Below are 18,552 nucleotides of genomic sequence, written 5' to 3' on the forward strand. Positions count from 1 at the left end.
TTTTAATTCTAATGAGTTTTGTGTTAAAAACTAAAATTCGTAGTACAAATAATAGCATCGTTAGTAACAAAGGGCATAGGGATCATTTCTTCCGATCTTGGTTTTAAGTTAAATTTTTTATGCTCAAGAAGATCATTAGAAATTTCATTAATTGTAAAGTTTGGTTTTTGATCTTTACTAAAGGAAATTTCAATAGTTAAATTTTTGTCGATATTTGCCATATGAAAAATTAGTAAAGTTTCATTTTTTAATTCTTTTGTACTATTTATTATAACACCAGTATTTGCTTTTAAAAAATTTATAGATAGATTTTTATTATTAAAAATCTCATATTTACTAACTTTTCTGTTAGGAGTTAATTTAAACTTTACATTACGATTATTACCAATTATTGTATCTAAAAGTATATCTATTTTAGAAGTTTCTATAGCTTTAAATTCAGCTTTCTTGTGGTAATTAAATTTAGTGTTGTACTTGCTCTTAGTCTCTGCATTAGGTATCCCGCCTTCAATATAATCAGAATTAAAAATTTGTTTTGTATAGTTATCCAAAGTTTTATTATATGTTCCCCAAAACGCAGTTTTGTTTTTTGAATTTTGAACATAAACTAAACTATTAGGTCTTTTTTTCTCTGTAGAAAATCCATTATTAAAAGTAGCAAGCACAAAAAATAAAATAGATAAAAAACCTACTAAATATTGCCATAAATTTTTTCTTTTATGTTCTTGAAAAGCAGGAACTATTAATCCAACAACTAATACAGAAAAAATTGAAACTATAAATAAATTTTTTAGCCCTAATCCAACAGGAAACATTTTTATTAAAGGACTAAAAATATAAATAGTTGGTATAGATAAAATTGCAAATAATGTTGATTTGGGAGCTCTTTTTTTTCTGAAAATTAAAATAGTTAATCCTAATAATGCCATATAAACAGGAATAATCATAAAAGCAGCTCCTTGTAAATATGTATAAATTAAAATATTAATAATTATCCAGATAAAGATAGGAGCAACTAAAGAATCGAGAGGGTTATTGTTTTTAAATAAATTATAAACCTTAAAAACAATCCATAATGTTAAGAATGTAAAAGCGGCAATGTATTGATAACCATTATAAGTAAAGCCATGTAAAATATCTTGGTAATGAGGATGTACGAAGACCAATAATTTCCATAACCCTATTGATATAGCTACAGAAGAAGTAAAAGAAATTAAAAAAGGTAAAAAACCTGTGGCAATTCCTTTTATTGTTAATCTTTTTTTTCGAATTCCTACCGTAATAATCACTACAAAAAGAACTACAGCTATAACTAACATAGTCAGAATCCAGCTAAAAGGATAAATTAATAAACCAATAAAGGGAAAGTTCACATAAACAAAATCCTCATCACTATAAAAATCAGATAAATCAGCATTAGAAAAATAATTTAATCCGCTCATTAAATATTCTTTCTGATGTACTAGAGAGGCTCTGTCTAATCGATCAAAATTGTCTTGTACTGTATGGTAATCATAATGATCGCCAATAAAAGCAAAATTAAACCCATTAATGTTTCCATCTTCTCTAAAAACGGTTAAATCGGTATCATTAGGGAGCATTTTATAAACACTATACATTAATGAATTTGCAGCAGGATATTTAGGATTAGCTTTTAAAAAGCCTTTTAAGAGTTTACTGTTTTTACCATTAGTTTCCATTAGCATATAGCTTGGACCACCACTTCCTCTAGCCTCAAAATTCAAAACTAAACCAATATTTTTAGCTAATGGATGATGATTTACGAAAGCCTTAGCTCCTAATAAACCTAATTCTTCAGCATCAGAAAAAACAATTATAATGTCATTTTTAGGTTTCTGATTACTTTCTAAAAAAGTTCGAATTCCTTCAAGAATAGTTACAACTCCAGAACCAGCATCTGCTGCACCAATTGAAGAATGTGGATTACTATCATAATGACTTAATAAAACAAGTGATTTTCCATTAGAAGTTCCTTCAATTTTTGCAATAATATTTTCAACAGTTGTGCCCGAGGTCCATTTATCATTAAAGACTGTTTTTGTTTGAATTTCTGTATGTAAATCTAATTTTTTTAATTCTTTAACTAAATAATTTTGTACTTCTTTATGTGCTTTTCTGCCAACATTATGAGGTTTTTGAGAAATTACTTTCAGGTGTTTTAAAGCATTATTTATCGAAAATTCTTTTGAAGTATTTTCTTTTTTATTTTTAGAATAACTAGGAATCATATCCGAGAAACTCCAATAAACAGTAGTAATAATAATAAATAATGATAATAATTTGGTAGAGGTTTTCATGGCTAAATTTTACGATTCTAAAAATAGAAAATTTAATAGAATAATTGTGTTTTTATAATTAACTGAAAATCACTATATTTAAGGTTCTATAAATCAATCAATTATGGCGATAAAGAGTTTTCAAGGTAAAAGAACTGCAGTACTAAAGAAAGAAACGGAACCAATTTTAGTTTCTGATTATATGACGAAAAACTTAATAACATTTTCTAAAAGTCAATCTTTAGAAGATGTTATTGCGACATTAGTTGCTAATAGAATTTCTGGAGGTCCAGTTGTTAATGAGTTTAATGAATTAATAGGGATAATTTCTGAAGGAGATTGTATAAAGCATATTGCTGAAAGTAGATATTATAATTTACCTGTAGATAAAGATAATACTGTTGAAAAAGCAATGGCTACGGAAGTAGAAACTATAGATGGTAATATGAATATTTTCGACGCAGCTAATCAGTTTTTACACTCTAAAAGAAGACGATTTCCAATTTTAGAAAAAGGGAAATTAGTAGGACAAATAAGTCAAAAAGATATATTAAAGGCGGCCTTAAAAATGAAAGGTAACTCTTGGAAATAATATTACTTTCTTTTATTTATTCGCTCTTTAGGTAAATCGGTAATCAGCAATTGTTGATTATCGTTACTTTCTAGTGTTGCAATTTTAGAGTACATGTAACCTTCAATAGGTTCATTTAAAGTTTTCCATTTACCAATTCCAGCAACCGTTATTTCTTCACCAATTTCTACAATAGCTTCGCTATAACGTAAAGATTTATTAAAGCCTAAAAAAGCTTTACTTTTAATGTTATATCTATCTAATAGTTTTTGAAATTCTGGTGATGCACCATTAAAAGTATTAGTAGAATGTTTTTTGTCTACAACCAAATGAGCTTTAAAATTCTTTAAATCCTGTGAAGGTTGAACCATTACGAATTCACCATTTTTGTTTAAAAAGAAAGGTTCAATTTTTTCTTCTTTGGCTACAGTAACCCAAGTAGGAGTATTTCCATTATGTTTTTTCTGTTCTATTTTAATTCTATAAAATACACACTTACGTTTGCTAAAAGGAGCGATTAAAGGCTCGTTCACATGCAAAGCTTTACCAGTAATTTTAGTAAGCTGATTTGTTTTTAAATTGTTTACAGAGGAACTTGGTATTTCTTTTAATTTTCTAATTAAAACTTCTTTGTTACTGTAATGGTTAACTAAAAATATGATTAGAATGATTAAAGGAATTACAATAAAAAGAATATGCATAATATCAATTTTTTAACTATAAGTAGCACTAACTATCAAAATGTTACATGTTTTTTATAACTTAGTGATAATTAAGTTGCTTGCTAATAATCTTCGATGACTATGAAAAATTATATCATTCTTTTATGTTTTATATTTAATGTTTTTTGCATTAGTTCTCAATATAAGAGACAACATCAAGAACTTGAATCTCTGTATATTCAAACTAATAAAGACATTTATACTTCAGGAGAAGAAATAAAGTTTAAGGTAACTGTTTTAAATACTAAAACATTAAAGCCTTCTTACACAAGTAAAATCTTGTATTTACAAATTCTAAATATTAATAAAAAAGTTGAGTTTAGTCATAAGTTTCCTATTGATAGAGGAGTTTGTAAAGGAGTGTATAAATTAAAAGATAATTTTAAGAATGGTTTATATTTTTTGAATGTTATGACTGTACATTCCATAAATAAAAACTTGAATATACGTGCTCAAAAACCTTTTCATATAGAACAAAACTTTTACAAAAGATTACATATAGCTTACGATTTAGTGAGTGATAGTGTTTCTAATCAGTTACTTGCAAATTTTAAAGTATATGATAGAAAATATAAACCTTACAAGAAGTTAAAAACACAATTAGTTTACAAAACAAAATCAGGGAAAAATAAGAAACAAAGAATAAAAACAAATGATAAAGGAATTGCGGTTTTTAAGTTGAAAGATGTTGCTGATATTGATTTTAGTAGATTGGTATTTACAGTTTTTGATGATTCTGGGAAAAAGAGAAGAGATTATAAGTTTACCATCTCCAAATTTTAATAATAAATTCAATGTTCAGTTTTTTCCTGAAGGTGGACAATTATTTTCTGGAATAGAACAAAAAGTAGGTATAAAGATAATTAACGAATGGAATTAACCTGTAAAGAGTAAAGTGTTTTTATATGAAGAAGAAAAGAAACTTCAAGAACTAGATTTACAGGAGAAAGGAATCGCTGCATTCACTTATAATTTTAAAAGAGATAAAAAGTACTTTATAAAATCAAGAGTCAGCAATAAAGAATATAGTATTCCCTTTCCTGAGTTTACAAATGCTGGAGTGTATTTAAAGGTTACAGAAAAAGGCAAAACTTTAAAAGTTGATTTGTTTCCAATTAATTTGAGAAATGACAAAAGTTTTAAAGTAAAAGCGTATAATAATGGAGAAGAAATTCATGAAGAGATAATTACTTCATTACAAAATCTTGTAAGTTTTCCAATCCATGTACAAGATCTTTCATCTGGTGTTGTATTTGTTGAGTTGTTAGGTGTTAATAATAATGTTTTAGCTTCCAGAGATGTGTTTGTTAATCAACATAAAAAACTTTACGTTAAACCGCTAAAAACAATTAGAAGAAGGTATAAACCAAAAGAAAAAATCAAACTTAGATTTAAAGTCTCAGATCATCTTGAAAAAAATAAAAGAGCTGTTGCTACTATAAGAATTTCTAATGATAAAAGTGTTTTATTTGAGAACGGCATGGATCTATGTTCTTACTATCAATTGATAAAAAATTCGAATGAAAGAATTGTGTCATCAGGAAAATATTTTACACAAAAAAGACCTTGGGTTTTAGATGATTTAATGCTAACTAAAACCTATATTAGAAATGATTCTAATTATAAAAAGCATACGAAATCCTATCAAGAAAGTATTTTTGGAAAATTATACGGAAGAGGTTTAGCAAACAATTTAATTGCAGAAAGAAATAAAAGAATTCCTGTTATAGCTGGAGTAAATAATAACTCTATAATTGTAGACTCTCTGGGGAATTTTAAAATATCTCCATCAAAATTAGAACAAATAAACAGTGAATATTTTACAGTAGCTTACGGTAATAGTGATTCTCATTTATTTACGAAAAGTGATTTTCTTGTAGAATCTGAAGAGTTTCTAAAAAAGGACTTTATTAATATATCTAATAACATTTCTTTTTTAAGCAGAAAGAAAATTTCTAAAAAGTATTCTGAAGATTTTAGTTTCGATTACTCAAATTCACTGGATGAAGTTGTTGTGACAAAAAAAGTGAAAAATGTAGAAGCATTTGGAGTTAAAAAACTGCACGAAGGATCTTTTTTCGATTATGTTTGTTACGAGTATGATATTCTAAATTGTGTAAATCATAGACAAGGATATAAACCTGTAGAAGGAGGTGTTTATTTAATAAACGGAGGAGAAAAAATTGTTTACAAAGCACCAAAATCTAAAAGTAAAACAAAAGAAAAAGTAGAGAGTAATATATTAAAGCTAAAAGGTTTTTATAATTATAATAAAAAACAAAAAGTTGAAGGTTTTCAAGATTTACGAACGAATTTATATTGGAATCCGTATTTGTTGAATAACCAAAAAGGAGAGTTTGAGATTGAATTTACAACGAGTGAAGTAAGAGGGATTTACCAAGCAAGTATAGAGGTTAATAGTCAGGATGGATTGTTAGGAACCTATTTTTTTACATTCGAAGTAAAATAACTAATCATCTAGTTTAACTAATAAATACAATTCATTCTCTAACTCTAAATAAGCTTGATTGTAAACGTAATAATATGTATTACCAGTTTTGGTTTGATATAGCGAAGTAAACAGTTTAAAATCGAACCCTTTATCATACAATTTTGTACGAGATACTTTAGTTTTTCCTTTCGTGTTTAATTCAGAAAGTATTTTGTAATTTTTCTTAAGTCTGTTATTTATATTTCTAATTAAGTTTTTGGTATCCTTATCTACTTTATTATTATAAGAATTTCTACAATAATCAGAACAAAACTTTTGATCGGCTCTTCCTCTTAAAGGCTCAGAACATTCTAAACATTTTCTTGCTTCCATAAGTTTCAAAGATACAAATATATTCGAATGTAATCGACTACAAACGTTTACAATCGAAAGTAAATGTTTTGCAACCGAGTCTACCTTTAAATAGGTTGCATCTTTGCAGTGTCAGTTCACTAGAACGGCAAATTAGTCTTAACTGTTTAAAACAATAAATTAATAGAATGAACGCACTTAAAAATCGAGTACAGTTAATTGGTCACTTAGGAAACAAACCAGAAATCATTTATTTAGATTCTGGAAAAAAGCTAGCAAAATTTTCTATTGCTACCAACGAAACGTACAAAAATTCAGAAGGTCAGAAAGTAACAGACACGCAGTGGCATAATATAGTTGCTTGGAACAAAACTGCTGAGATTATCGAAAACTATTTAGATAAAGGAAGCGAAATAATGATTGAAGGAAAATTAACCTCTAGAAGTTATGAAACTAACCAAGGAGAGAAACGCTATGTAACTGAAGTTGTTTGTAACGAACTATTAATGTTAGGAAACAAGTAAGAGGGGAAATTTGCTATAAACGTATTGAATTGAAAAAGAAAAAAGTAAGAGTGTTCATATATATGAACACTCTTTTTTTAAATTTGTCGTACAAAAAATAAATTAAATCATGCTATGATTTTAGCTTTTGATACATTTTATTACGAGAGTAAAGCAAAGACAGTTTGTGTTAGTTTTAATAAGATAACAGACGAAACTTCTATAGCTATCACAGATGAAATTATTGATGGAGTATCAGAGTATGTTCCAGGAGAGTTTTATAAGAGAGAAATGCCATGTATTTTGAGTCTTTTAAAACAATTTGATCTTGAGGGAATAACATTGATTATTGTTGATGGATATGCAATTCTTAATAACGAAGGAAAATTAGGTTTAGGAGGTTATTTGTATGAAGCATTAGAGAAAAAAATTCCCATCATTGGAGTTGCAAAATCTCAATTTAATACTGAAAATAAGTATGCTAGAGAATTATTTAGAGGAGAAAGTAAAAAACCATTATATGTTTCTGCAATAGGTTTAAATTTAAATGAGGCTTATAATGCTATTAAAGATATGCATGGTAATTTTCGTATGCCAACATTGTTAAAAGTTTTAGATACTAAGACGAGGGAAAACACGAAATGAAAATAGATACAGAAACGCATCCAAAATGTAGATTAGAAGAAAAGATTTTTTTGGAGGAAGAATCTTACCTATCTGTTGAACCAATATTTGATTTTGATATATAACAAGAATTAACAGATATTGGATTTTCCGTTGAACTATTTAATAAGAAGATTTTATTTATAAAATCCAGGCTTTAATATTTTATCCATTAATTATTTTCTAGAATTTTAATCAATTTAAATGATTTCAATAGATGAAATAATCCAGGTATAATAATTAATCCACCAACGATTAAAGAAATCCCGAGTACTCGAATTACAGAGTCAGGTGCAACATCTTCAAGAAGACTCATGCTATCGTTTTCAATTAAGAGTAAATGTGGGAAATGAGGAATTAAAGCCACAGCAATAATCAGTATTACTTGGAATCCTGCATAAACTCTACTGTTAATTCTATTTCCTTTTTTTACTGAAAACCATAAAGGAATTAATCCTAAAGCAGAAAGAAGAATCATTCCTACACTAATAGGGTTTTTAATAATTCCATTTACAAAATAAGTATCAGTAACATATCCGTAAGCAATTGTAATGAAACCAAGTAAAACTACAACAATTGTAGCAATTTTAGCTTTTCTAACATATACAGGATATCCTTCTTGATCAGCTTCACCAATTAATAATACAGCAGATAAAAAAGCACACAAACTAGCAAAAAATAGCCCGACTAAGAACGAAAAGATATTAAGCCAAGGTGTAATATAAGCTTCAGCAAATGTTGGTAGAACTTCTCCAGTAGGAAGTACAATTTTACTAGAAATCATTCCTCCAAAAATCATCCCAAGGAAAATAGGCGTAACTAAACTAGAAACACGAAATAGCCAATTGTAAATACGTTGAGATTTATCTACATAAGCATCATAATGTCTAAAAATAAAAGCAACACCGCGTAAAGTAATCCCAATTAACATTAAAGTAATAGGTATGTGTAAAGAAGTAACCATAACTTTATAATATTGAGGAAAAGCAACCCAAAGAATTACAATTAAAATGATAATCCAAATATGATTTGCTTCCCAAACCGGTCCCATTACTCTATAAATTGTCTTTTTAGTGATTTTCTGATTATCTTCAGAAGAAAATAGTTCAATAATTCCAGCACCAAAGTCGGCGCCACCCAACAAAACATACAATAAAAGAGAAAAGGCTAAAAAGAATAAAACAACAGCTATCATACACTTAATTTAGGTGAGTTATTTAACGATTTAATTTGCCTGTTTAACAACCAAGCTACGGTTACAGTTAAAATAGAATACAAGAAAACATACAAATAAAAACTATACTGAATTCCAGGCATAGGAGTTACAGCATCTTTAGTTCTCATAATTTTGTGAATAATCCAAGGTTGTCTTCCAACTTCAGTAACAATCCAACCAGCTTCTAAAGCAATGAATCCAGCAGGAGCTAAAAAAGCAAATAATTTCCAGAACAGTTTTTTATCTAACCACTGTTTTTTCTTGCTGTTTACAAAGAAAAAGAAAACTCCAGCCATGAGTAAAAGTCCGCCTAAACCAACCATAATTTGAAATGCATAATGTACAATAGCTACATTCGGAATTTCATCTTCAGGAAAGTCGTTTAAACCTTTTACTTCAGCATCAAAATCACCAAAAGCTAAAAAAGACAAAGCTTTCGGAATTTCAATTTTATATTTTACTTCTTTTTTCTCCTGATCTACAATCCCACCGATATATAAAGGAACTCCTTTAGAAGTTTCGTAATGCGCTTCCATAGCAGCTAATTTTACAGGTTGGCGTTGCGCAACGTCTTTTGCAGAAATATCTCCGCTAATCGGTTGTAAAATTGCAGCAATTGCACCAAATGTAATGGCTATTTTAAAAGCTTTTTTATGAATTTCAGTTTGTTTGTTTTTTAAAATCTGAAAAGCATGAATACCAGCAACTGCAAATCCAGTTGCAGTAAAAGCAGCTAAAACCATATGTAAAGCTTGTGTGAACCATGCTGGATTAAGTAATGCCTTTACAGGATCAATATTTAAGAATTGTCCATCAACATAATCAAAACCAGATGGAGCGTTCATCCAGCCATTAGCAGAAACTACTAAAATTCCAGATGCAACACCTGCAATTCCAACAATAACTCCTGTAAACCAATGAAATTTTGGAGAGATTTTATCCCATCCATATAAATAAAAACCAAGAGCAATTGCTTCAACAAAAAAAGCCGCTCCTTCAAGAGAAAAGGGCATGCCGATTATTGGTCCGGCATGTTCCATAAATTCGGGCCATAAAAGTCCTAGTTCAAAGGAAAGTGCAGTACCCGAAACTGCACCAGTTACAAAGAAAATGGCAACACCTTTTTGCCATACTTTAGTTAATTTTAAATATACTGGATTTCCTGTATTCAACCACTTTTTGTGAGAGACAATCATAAAAAAAGGCATAACCATTCCGATACAGGCAAAAACAATATGAAAAATTAGCGTGAATGCCATTTGAAGTCTTGCTGCATCTATATTTTCCATAACGAAATGTTTAAAAGATAAGTCTCGTAAATTTACGAAATTCTCCTGTTTTTCGTTAGTATTTTAGTGCTGAAAGACCTTAAAAAATTAGCGTATTGCTACTGAGTTTTTTATAGCTTCTGTTTGGAAATTATTTCCATTCCAAGTAAGTGTTTTTTGAAGTGTAGATGTAGTTGAATTATTTTCAGGATTGTAAATAGATTCAGCCATTATAATCTTATTTTTTTGTCCATTTTTCTGATTAGGGAAAATATATTCTATCCAAGGTTCTGGTCCATCACAATGAGAATTTTCTAGTTGAGGTAGTTTTATAACATTTCCATTTGTTGTGATACACAAATAATGAGAAATTAAAGTGGAACAACATGCAGTATGAGAAGTAGTAATGCGAACAACTTGTTTTATATTATTAAAGTTATTGGTATTTAAAACATGAACTGAAGTTTCATCGTAAGACATTAAGTTTACAGATAATTCTAAGATGGTATTATTGTCTTTATCTTTTAAAAAGATTGGTAAGTTTTGATTTTCATGAGGAAATTTATCCCAATATTCTCTTCGAGTTGTTGAATCAATTTCAGTGATGTAAAAATCATCAGTTTTTTCAAATTGTTGACTAAAAGTATTTAGTCCTAAAAATAAAGCTAATACAATTACTAAATTTTTCATTTTATTATTTTTTAGTAAAAGTATTAGCCTTTAGTTTATTGTGAAATCAGTATTGAGTAATCCTGATCTTTTAATGAGTTAACATGATCACGTAGTTATTTTATTAGTTTTAATTGAATACGTTTTCTTTTAATATCTATTTCTAAAACTTGCACTTGTACTTGCTGTTGTAAGCTTACTATTTTGTTAATATCGTCAACGAAAGTATCAGATAAATTAGAAATATGAATTAGTCCGCTTTCTTTAATTCCTACATCTACAAAACAGCCAAAATTGGTAATGTTATTTACGATTCCTGGTAAAACCATTCCTGTGCGTAAATCGTCAATAGTTTTTACATTATCATCAAAAGAAAATGCTTTTGCTTTTTCTCTAGGGTCTAAACCAGGTTTTTCTAATTCTTTTACAATATCTTTTAAAGTAGGTAAACCGAATTCAGCAGTAACATAATTATTCAATTTAATTTCTTTTAACTGTTTTACGTTACCAATAAGATCTTCAGTTTTTAGTTTTAAATCTTTAGCTATATTTTTAACTAAAGTATAGCTCTCTGGGTGAACACTAGAATCATCTAATGGATTATTTCCTTGTTTAATGCGTAAGAAACCAGCAGATTGCTCAAAAGCTTTTCCTCCTAAACGAGCTACTTTTTTAATATCATTTCTTGTTTTAAAAACACCATGTTGATTTCTATGATTTACTATATTTTCAGCAAGTTTAGGCCCAATTCCAGAAACGTAACTTAATAAAGAAGCACTAGCTGTATTTACATTTACACCAACTTTATTTACACAAAGTTGTACTACAGTATCTAATGATTTTTTCAATTGATTTTGATCAACATCATGTTGGTATTGACCAACACCAATTGATTTAGGATCAATTTTTACTAATTCTGCTAAAGGATCAGCTAATCTACGTCCAATAGAAACAGCTCCACGAACAGTTACATCTTCTTTAGGAAATTCATCTCTGGCAATTTTTGATGCAGAATAAATAGAAGCTCCAGCTTCATTCACAACAAATACTTCCAAAGCTTTAGCAGCTCCAATATTTTTAATAAAACGCTCAGTTTCTCTCGATGCAGTTCCGTTACCAATAGAAATTGCTTCGATATTATATTTCTTAATTAAGTGTTCAATTGTAAATGCAGCTTCTGTAATTTTATTTTGAGGAGCGTTCGGATAAATAGCTGTATTATGTAATAATTCACCTTGTTCATTTAAACAAACTACTTTACAACCTGTTCTAAAACCAGGGTCTAAAGCTAAAATTCGTTTCTCACCTAATGGAGCTCCGAGTAATAATTGTTCAAGATTTTTCTTAAATACTGTAATTGCAGATTCGTCTGCTTTTTCTTTAGCAATATTCATTGCTTCAGTAGTTAAAGAAGGTAGCAATAAACGTTTATAAGAATCGTCAATAGCTAATTGAATCTCAGCACCACATTCATTATTATTTTTAATTAATTTTCGATCTACTTTTTCAAGAACCCTATCATCATCAATTGTAATTTTAACTCGAATAAAACCTTCTTTTTCTGCACGTAAAATGGCTAGTAAACGGTGAGATGGAATTCTACTTAAATTCTCAGACCAATCGAAGTAATCTTTAAATTTTTGAGCATTTTCGTCATCTTTTTTCGTTTTTACAACTTTAGTTTCAATTGTTGAAAAGCGTTCTAATTCTTTGCGGATTAAATTACGGATGTCTGTTCGTTCATTAATCCATTCAGCAATAATATGTCTAGCACCTTCTAAAGCTTTATCTTCATTTTCAACCTTGTCATTTACATATTTAGAAGCTATATAATCTAAATCATCAGATTTCTGACTCATGATGATTTTCGCTAATGGTTCTAATCCATTATTTCTTGCCGTATCGGCCTTTGTTTTACGCTTTTTCTTATACGGTAAATATATATCTTCCAGAGTTGTTAAATCTTGTGTATTTTCAACTTTTGATTGTAATTCTGGAGTAAGTACTTCTTGTTCTTCTAAGGCTTTAAGAATCGCTTTTTTTCTTTTCTCTAACGTTTCAAAAGCTTCTTTTAAAGCAACAATTTCTCCGATTTCAACTTCATCTAAATTCCCAGTTCGTTCCTTACGATAACGAGCAATAAACGGAATAGTACAATCTTCATTCAACAATTCAACGGTATTTTGAATACTTTTTTCTGAATATGAAGTTTTTGAGGCTATATATGAAATTAGCTGCATTGACAGTATGTATTTTTAAAATGAATTTAGAGTTACAAAGAAACGAAAATGCTATTTGATTTAGAAAAATATCTCCTGTACTAATCTATATGTATTGGCATGTGCTTCTACGATGATTTTAATATCTTGAGAATATCCACCGCCCATGCTGCACATCACAGGGATTTTTTGATCAAAGCAAGTTTGTAAAACAAATCGATCTCGTTCTTTACAACCTTCTGGAGAAACACTTAGTTTACCTAGTTTATCACTTTCTAAAATATCTACACCACATTGATAAAAGATAAAATCAGGTTGTTGCTCTTTAATAAGTTTTGGAAGTGTGTTTTTTAGTAAAGAAAGATATTCTTCGTCTTTAGTCTCATTATCTAAAGGAATATCTAAATCAGATTGTTCTTTGTGAAAAGGGTAATTTGTTTTTCCGTGCATAGAAAAGGTAAAAACAGAAGTATCATTTTTAAATATTTCGGCAGTTCCATTACCTTGATGTACATCTAAATCTACAATAAGAATTTTGTTCGCTAATTTTTTCTTTTGAAGATAACGAGCAGCAATTGCTTGATCATTTAACATGCAGAAACCTTCACCACTATTAGTAAATGCATGATGTGTTCCTCCAGCAATATTCATGGCAACTCCATGTTCTAAAGCATATTCAGAGGCTTTCATTGTTCCGTCAGCAATAATCATTTCTCGTGCAATCAATTGTTCGCTTAATGGAAATCCGATTTTACGTTCTTCTTTTTTCGACAATGTAATATTTAATAGATCAAAAAAATATTCAGGAGTATGAACTGTAAAAAAATGTTTGTTATTTGGAATTTCAGGTTCAAAGAAATTGTCTTTTGTACAAGTTCCTTCATACAAAAGTTGTTGTGGAATCAGATCGTATTTCTCCATCGGAAAACGATGTTTATCTGGTAACGGATGATTATAAATTTCGTGATGTGCGATTTTAAGCATTTAGAAAGCTAAAAATTTATAAGTATTTGATGGTTGATGATAATAACTATAAATCATTTCTCCATTGAATTCAAAAATATGACTGTTTTCTTGTTTGCCATTTTCTTGAACATAAGTGTTTATAGTATCGTATACGTTTTTTTCTATAGGAATATCAACAAGATTTAACTCAGTATCTAGTATTGCTTTAAAATATGTAGATTTCTTATTTCTAAAAATGTTAAGAATATATGAATGTGGATCTAAAAATCCCCTGTAATTATTCACAGCATAAATAGATACATTATCTCCCATTTTTAAGCTCATCATAGGATTGTGTAAGGTAGCAGGTTTTTTTCCGCCAACAGTAATTATAAAATTATCTTTTTGCTTTGATACAGTTATTCCCATATCACTATAGTATATTTTTTTTAAAAAAACTTTAGTTTCTTTTGTGTTTACTTTTTTGTATTCTTTACCTTGAATTATAATAGGAGCATTTTTTAAAGGTAAAGGTTTGTTGTTGCCAAAAGTAAATTCTTGAAGTTTTTTATCGGTTTTCAAATCATAAATTGCAATCCCAAGGTTTTTTTTAGAACAAGCAGAAGTGAATAAAAAGTCATTAAAAAGGAAAGAATTTGAAGCTTTGTTTCTACCAGAAACTGTAAATAGAGGTTTTTCTATTTTTTTTAATGTGTAAGTTCCTTTTTTTAAATTTAGAGTAAGAATTTGACTATAGAATTTATTTTTATCAAAAACAATTTTGATTAGATCGTTTTCAGCATAAAGTTTAGTGTACTCTGCTGTGGTTTCTATAGAAATAGGTTGAATTTTATTCGTTTTTTTTGTCCCATATTCAAAAGATTGAATCTTAGTTATGGTATAATCGTTATATAACGAATTATACAAAAGTTTTGTGAGAGAGGTTTTTCTGTTTTTTCCAATAAGTAATCTTTCATTCTTTAATTTAAAAGATTGATTTTTTGCCTCTTTATCGTTGGTGTAAGTTCTAACAATTAATTCAGAACTACTTTTGTTTAAAAAAAGTAAATGGGATTTATTTTCCTGATTGAAATTTTGAAGTAATGTAAGGCCCTTTGTGTTAAATATATCTTTATTAAAAACTACAGTATCATTTTTAAAATCAAAATCAATGATACCAAATTCAGAAACATTGGTGTTAGAAACAATAAAGGAAAAATTATTATTAGTATTGTAAATTTTGCCCACAACGCCTCTGTATTTTGAACTCTTTTTGAATTTAAGTTCCTTTTTTACTTTGAATGTATTATCAGTTAAATATGCGTAAATATATTTTCTATCACTAATAAAAGTAGCAATATCATTAGTCGATTTATTTACAACAGAGAAAGAGCTTTTAACGGTTCTGTTTTTGGTTCTTAAGGAATGATTGAATTCGCCAATACTTTTTTGACTTGTTAAAGTAAAGCTTAAGAATATAAAATAAAGGGAAATAACAGCACTCTTCATATACACATCACTTAATAAGCTAATTTAAGCAATCTTTATGAAGGTTTCAATAGTAAAAAAATAAAAGAGCTACATTTAGCAGCTCTTTTATATGATTAACAAACTTGTCCTCCGTTTTTTACTTTTTGTTGAGGTTCTACAAAAGCTAAAGAACCATCTTCAGCATCTGTCATTAAAATCATTCCTTGACTTTCAACACCTCTAATTTTTCGCGGAGCTAAATTACAAAGTACAGTTACTTGTTGTCCGACAATATCTTCTGGTGAAAAGCTCTCTGCAATTCCAGAAACAATAGTACGAACATCAATTCCAACGTCTACTTTTAATTTTAGTAATTTTTTAGTTTTTGCTACTTTTTCAGCTTCTAAAATAGTACCAATACGAATATCCATTTTAGTAAAATCATCGAACTCAATAATATCTTTTTGAGGTTCTACAACTTTATTAGCAGCTTCATTTGCTTTTTTAGTAGCTTCTAATTTTTCTAATTGATTTTCAATAGTTTTGTCTTCAATCGGATTGAATAAAAGTGGAGCTTTTCCTTCTTTAATCTTATGTCCTTCTGGTAATAAAGCATCTTTTTCTGCGATATCATTCCAACCTAAATTTGGATCGGTTTTTAAAATACCTTTTAATTTTTCAGAAGTAAATGGTAAAAATGGCTCAGATAAAACAGATAAAGCCGTTGCGATTTGTAAAGCAACATACATAATTGTTTTTACTCGCTCTTCATCAGTTTTAACTAATTTCCATGGTTCTTCATCCGCTAGATATTTATTTCCTAAACGGGCAACATTCATAAACTCTTGAGAAGCTTCTCTAAATCTATAACGTTGAATTGATTTTTCTATAATATCAGGGAATTGTTGTAATTGCTCTAAAACTTCTTCATCTAATTCTGTGAACTCATTAGGTGCAGGAACAACTCCATCATAATATTTATTCGTAAGAACAGCCACACGGTTAATAAAGTTTCCGAATACAGCTACTAATTCATTATTGTTTTTCGCTTGAAAATCTTTCCAAGTAAAATCATTATCCTTGTTTTCAGGAGCATTTGCAGTTAATGTATAACGTAATACATCTTGCTGTCCAGGAAATTCTTCTAAATATTCGTGTAACCAAACAGCCCAGTTTTTAGAAGTAGATAATTTGTTTCCCTCTAAATTTAAAAACTCATTTGCAGGAACGTTTTCTGGTAAAATATAATCTCCATGCGCTTTTAACATCGATGGGAAAATAATACAGTGGAATACAATATTATCTTTTCCAATAAAGTGCACTAATTTTGTGTCTTCATTCTTCCAATAATCTTCCCAGTTTTTACCTTCTCTTGCAGCCCATTCTTTTGTAGAAGAAATGTATCCGATAGGCGCATCAAACCAAACGTATAAAACTTTTCCTTCAGCACCTTCAACTGGAACAGGAATTCCCCAATCTAAATCACGAGTTACAGCACGCGGACGTAATCCATCATCAATCCAAGATTTCACTTGTCCTAATACATTGGCTTTCCAGTCATTTTTATGGCCTTCTAAAATCCACTCACGTAAAAACGGTTCGTGTTTATCTAAAGGTAAAAACCAGTGTTTCGTTTGCTTTAACACAGGAACATTTCCAGTAATTGCAGATTTAGGGTTAATTAAATCTGTTGCATTATGACTTGTTCCGCATTTTTCACACTGATCACCATAGCTTTCTTCATTTCCACATTTCGGACAAGTACCAATTACGAAACGATCAGCTAAGAACTGATCAGCTTCAGCATCGTATAATTGTTCAGAAACTTCTTCGATAAATTCACCATCAGCATACATCTTTTTGAAAAAATCAGAAGCTGTTTCATGATGAATTTTATTTGAAGTTCTAGAATAGTTATCAAAAGAAATTCCGAAGTCTTCAAAAGATTGTTTAATAATTGCATGATACTTATCAATAATCTCCGTTGGGGTTACGCCTTCTTTTTTAGCACGCATTGGTATGGCCACACCGTGCTCATCTGAACCACAGATATAAGCAACATCGTTACCTTTTAAACGTAAAAATCGAGAATAAATATCAGCAGGCACGTATACACCAGCTAAATGTCCAATATGAATTGGTCCATTAGTATAAGGCAATGCAGCTGTAATTGTATATCTTTTAGAAGAACTCATTATATCACTTTTTTGAAGTCACAAAAGTACAAAACCCACTGCTATTTTGTTACATTTACGAAAGATAGATTTTTTAGGTTTTTTAAATCATGAAATTAATTACACCACCGTATTTAAAAAGTGGCGACACTGTTGCTATAATTGCTCCTGCTGGTATATTAAAAGATAGAGAAGAAGTAATTAAAAAAGCAATTATACTACTTAATAATTGGGAATTAAATGTTGTTTTAGGAAATCATGTATTTACTCAGTCAAATCATTTTGCTGGTTCAGATGAAGAAAGAATCCAAGATTTTCAAAAAGCGTTAGATGATCCAAGTATTAAAGCAATTTGGTGCGCTAGAGGTGGCTATGGTTCTGTACGAATTATAGATCATTTAAATTTTGATCAATTTCTGAAACAGCCCAAATGGATTATAGGTTATTCTGATGTTACCGTTTTTCATAATCACATTCACAATTTAGGAGTTGAAACCTTACATGCGATTATGGGAACCAGTATGCAAGATGATATAGTTGTAATCAAAGAATCTGTAGAGACTTTTCGTAAAGCTATTTTTGGTGAAGATTTAGAGTATCGATTACCATCAAATCAAAATAATAGAGTAGGAGTAGTGACAGGACAATTAGTCGGAGGAAATTTAGCAATTTTAGCATCAATGTTAGGGTCAAAAAGTCAGCTTAATACAACAGATAAAATTCTATTTATTGAAGAAATTGGTGAGTATGAGTATGCAATTGATCGTATGTTGTTTAGCTTAAAACGAGCTGATTATTTTAAAAATGTTAAAGGTGTAATTATTGGAGATGTATCGAAGGTAAAAGAGAATTCAACAAAATGGGGAATGTCTATTGAAGATTTAATTTTAAATGTGTTGCCTGAAAACATTCCTGTACTTTTTGGTTTTCCTGCAGGACACGAACCAGACAATCGTGCGTTAGTAATGGGAAGAACGATTGAATTATCTATTCATAAAGATCAAGATTCTAAATTAATTTTCTTTAAATAAG

The 18,552-nt window shown here is 29.2% G+C and carries 16 protein-coding genes; 6 read left to right on the plus strand and 10 right to left on the minus strand.

Annotation, left to right across the window (positions count from 1 at the left end; genetic code table 11):
• Positions 1-23: 23 nt before the first annotated feature.
• The gene (locus ACSIGC_RS12645; RefSeq protein ID WP_442265179.1) at positions 24-2,318 is read right to left on the minus strand and encodes a M20/M25/M40 family metallo-hydrolase; all 2,295 of its coding nucleotides are present in this window, start codon (positions 2,316-2,318) and stop codon (positions 24-26) included.
• A gap of 103 nt (positions 2,319-2,421) precedes the next feature.
• Here ACSIGC_RS12645 and ACSIGC_RS12650 point away from each other — a divergent pair, with 103 nt between their 5' ends.
• Positions 2,422-2,889: a CBS domain-containing protein gene (locus ACSIGC_RS12650; protein WP_442265180.1), complete on the plus strand. Its 468-nt coding sequence runs from the start codon at positions 2,422-2,424 to the stop codon at positions 2,887-2,889.
• Between the two features lie 2 nt (positions 2,890-2,891).
• Here the strand turns inward: ACSIGC_RS12650 and ACSIGC_RS12655 are convergent, their stop codons facing one another.
• A complete protein-coding gene (locus ACSIGC_RS12655; protein ID WP_442265181.1) occupies positions 2,892-3,569 on the minus strand; it encodes a hypothetical protein in 678 nt (225 codons plus the stop codon).
• A 102-nt stretch (positions 3,570-3,671) separates the two neighbouring features.
• Between ACSIGC_RS12655 and ACSIGC_RS12660 the strand changes: the two genes are divergently transcribed.
• On the plus strand, positions 3,672-4,373 hold the full coding sequence (locus ACSIGC_RS12660) for a hypothetical protein (protein ID WP_442265182.1): 702 nt from the start codon (positions 3,672-3,674) through the stop codon (positions 4,371-4,373).
• Positions 4,374-4,485: 112 nt separating this feature from the next.
• Positions 4,486-6,060, plus strand: a complete 1,575-nt coding sequence (locus ACSIGC_RS12665; protein ID WP_442265183.1) for a hypothetical protein — start codon at positions 4,486-4,488, stop codon at positions 6,058-6,060.
• Here the strand turns inward: ACSIGC_RS12665 and ACSIGC_RS12670 are convergent, their stop codons facing one another.
• Positions 6,061-6,414 (minus strand): hypothetical protein, encoded by a 354-nt coding sequence (locus tag ACSIGC_RS12670; protein ID WP_299673169.1) that lies wholly within the window; start codon positions 6,412-6,414, stop codon positions 6,061-6,063.
• A gap of 167 nt (positions 6,415-6,581) precedes the next feature.
• On the opposite strand from ACSIGC_RS12670, the gene ACSIGC_RS12675 reads away from it, so the two are divergent.
• Complete coding sequence (locus ACSIGC_RS12675) at positions 6,582-6,917, plus strand: single-stranded DNA-binding protein (protein WP_299673171.1); 336 nt, start codon at positions 6,582-6,584, stop codon at positions 6,915-6,917.
• Between the two features lie 114 nt (positions 6,918-7,031).
• Positions 7,032-7,541, plus strand: a complete 510-nt coding sequence (locus ACSIGC_RS12680; RefSeq protein WP_442265184.1) for an endonuclease V — start codon at positions 7,032-7,034, stop codon at positions 7,539-7,541.
• Between the two features lie 190 nt (positions 7,542-7,731).
• On the opposite strand, the gene ACSIGC_RS12685 is transcribed toward ACSIGC_RS12680, so the two are convergent.
• The 7 genes from ACSIGC_RS12685 to metG all read right to left on the minus strand — a co-directional run bounded on the left by ACSIGC_RS12685 (position 7,732) and on the right by metG (position 17,541).
• Positions 7,732-8,754 (minus strand): cytochrome d ubiquinol oxidase subunit II, encoded by a 1,023-nt coding sequence (locus tag ACSIGC_RS12685; RefSeq protein WP_442265185.1) that lies wholly within the window; start codon positions 8,752-8,754, stop codon positions 7,732-7,734.
• Positions 8,751-10,064, minus strand: a complete 1,314-nt coding sequence (locus ACSIGC_RS12690; RefSeq protein ID WP_442265186.1) for a cytochrome ubiquinol oxidase subunit I — start codon at positions 10,062-10,064, stop codon at positions 8,751-8,753. Before ACSIGC_RS12690 ends, ACSIGC_RS12685 begins: the two co-directional genes overlap by 4 nt.
• Positions 10,065-10,151: 87 nt before the next feature.
• Positions 10,152-10,733, minus strand: coding sequence for a hypothetical protein (locus tag ACSIGC_RS12695; RefSeq protein ID WP_442265187.1), 582 nt, complete (start codon positions 10,731-10,733; stop codon positions 10,152-10,154).
• A gap of 95 nt (positions 10,734-10,828) precedes the next feature.
• The gene (locus tag ACSIGC_RS12700) at positions 10,829-12,952 is read right to left on the minus strand and encodes a Tex family protein (protein ID WP_442265188.1); all 2,124 of its coding nucleotides are present in this window, start codon (positions 12,950-12,952) and stop codon (positions 10,829-10,831) included.
• Positions 12,953-13,012: 60 nt separating this feature from the next.
• Positions 13,013-13,915 carry a histone deacetylase family protein gene (locus tag ACSIGC_RS12705; RefSeq protein ID WP_442265189.1) on the minus strand — a complete coding sequence of 301 codons (903 nt, stop codon included), beginning with the start codon at positions 13,913-13,915 and terminating at the stop codon, positions 13,013-13,015.
• Entirely contained in the window at positions 13,916-15,385 is a 1,470-nt protein-coding gene (locus ACSIGC_RS12710) for a hypothetical protein (RefSeq protein WP_442265190.1), read from the minus strand.
• Positions 15,386-15,480: 95 nt separating this feature from the next.
• Positions 15,481-17,541, minus strand: a complete 2,061-nt coding sequence (metG, locus tag ACSIGC_RS12715) for a methionine--tRNA ligase (RefSeq protein ID WP_442265191.1) — start codon at positions 17,539-17,541, stop codon at positions 15,481-15,483.
• Positions 17,542-17,630: 89 nt separating this feature from the next.
• Here metG and ACSIGC_RS12720 point away from each other — a divergent pair, with 89 nt between their 5' ends.
• Positions 17,631-18,551: a S66 peptidase family protein gene (locus ACSIGC_RS12720; protein WP_442265192.1), complete on the plus strand. Its 921-nt coding sequence runs from the start codon at positions 17,631-17,633 to the stop codon at positions 18,549-18,551.
• Position 18,552: the final 1 nt, after the last annotated feature.

The organism is Tenacibaculum aquaeponti, from assembly GCF_052084715.1.
In the GTDB taxonomy this organism is placed as follows: domain Bacteria; phylum Bacteroidota; class Bacteroidia; order Flavobacteriales; family Flavobacteriaceae; genus Polaribacter.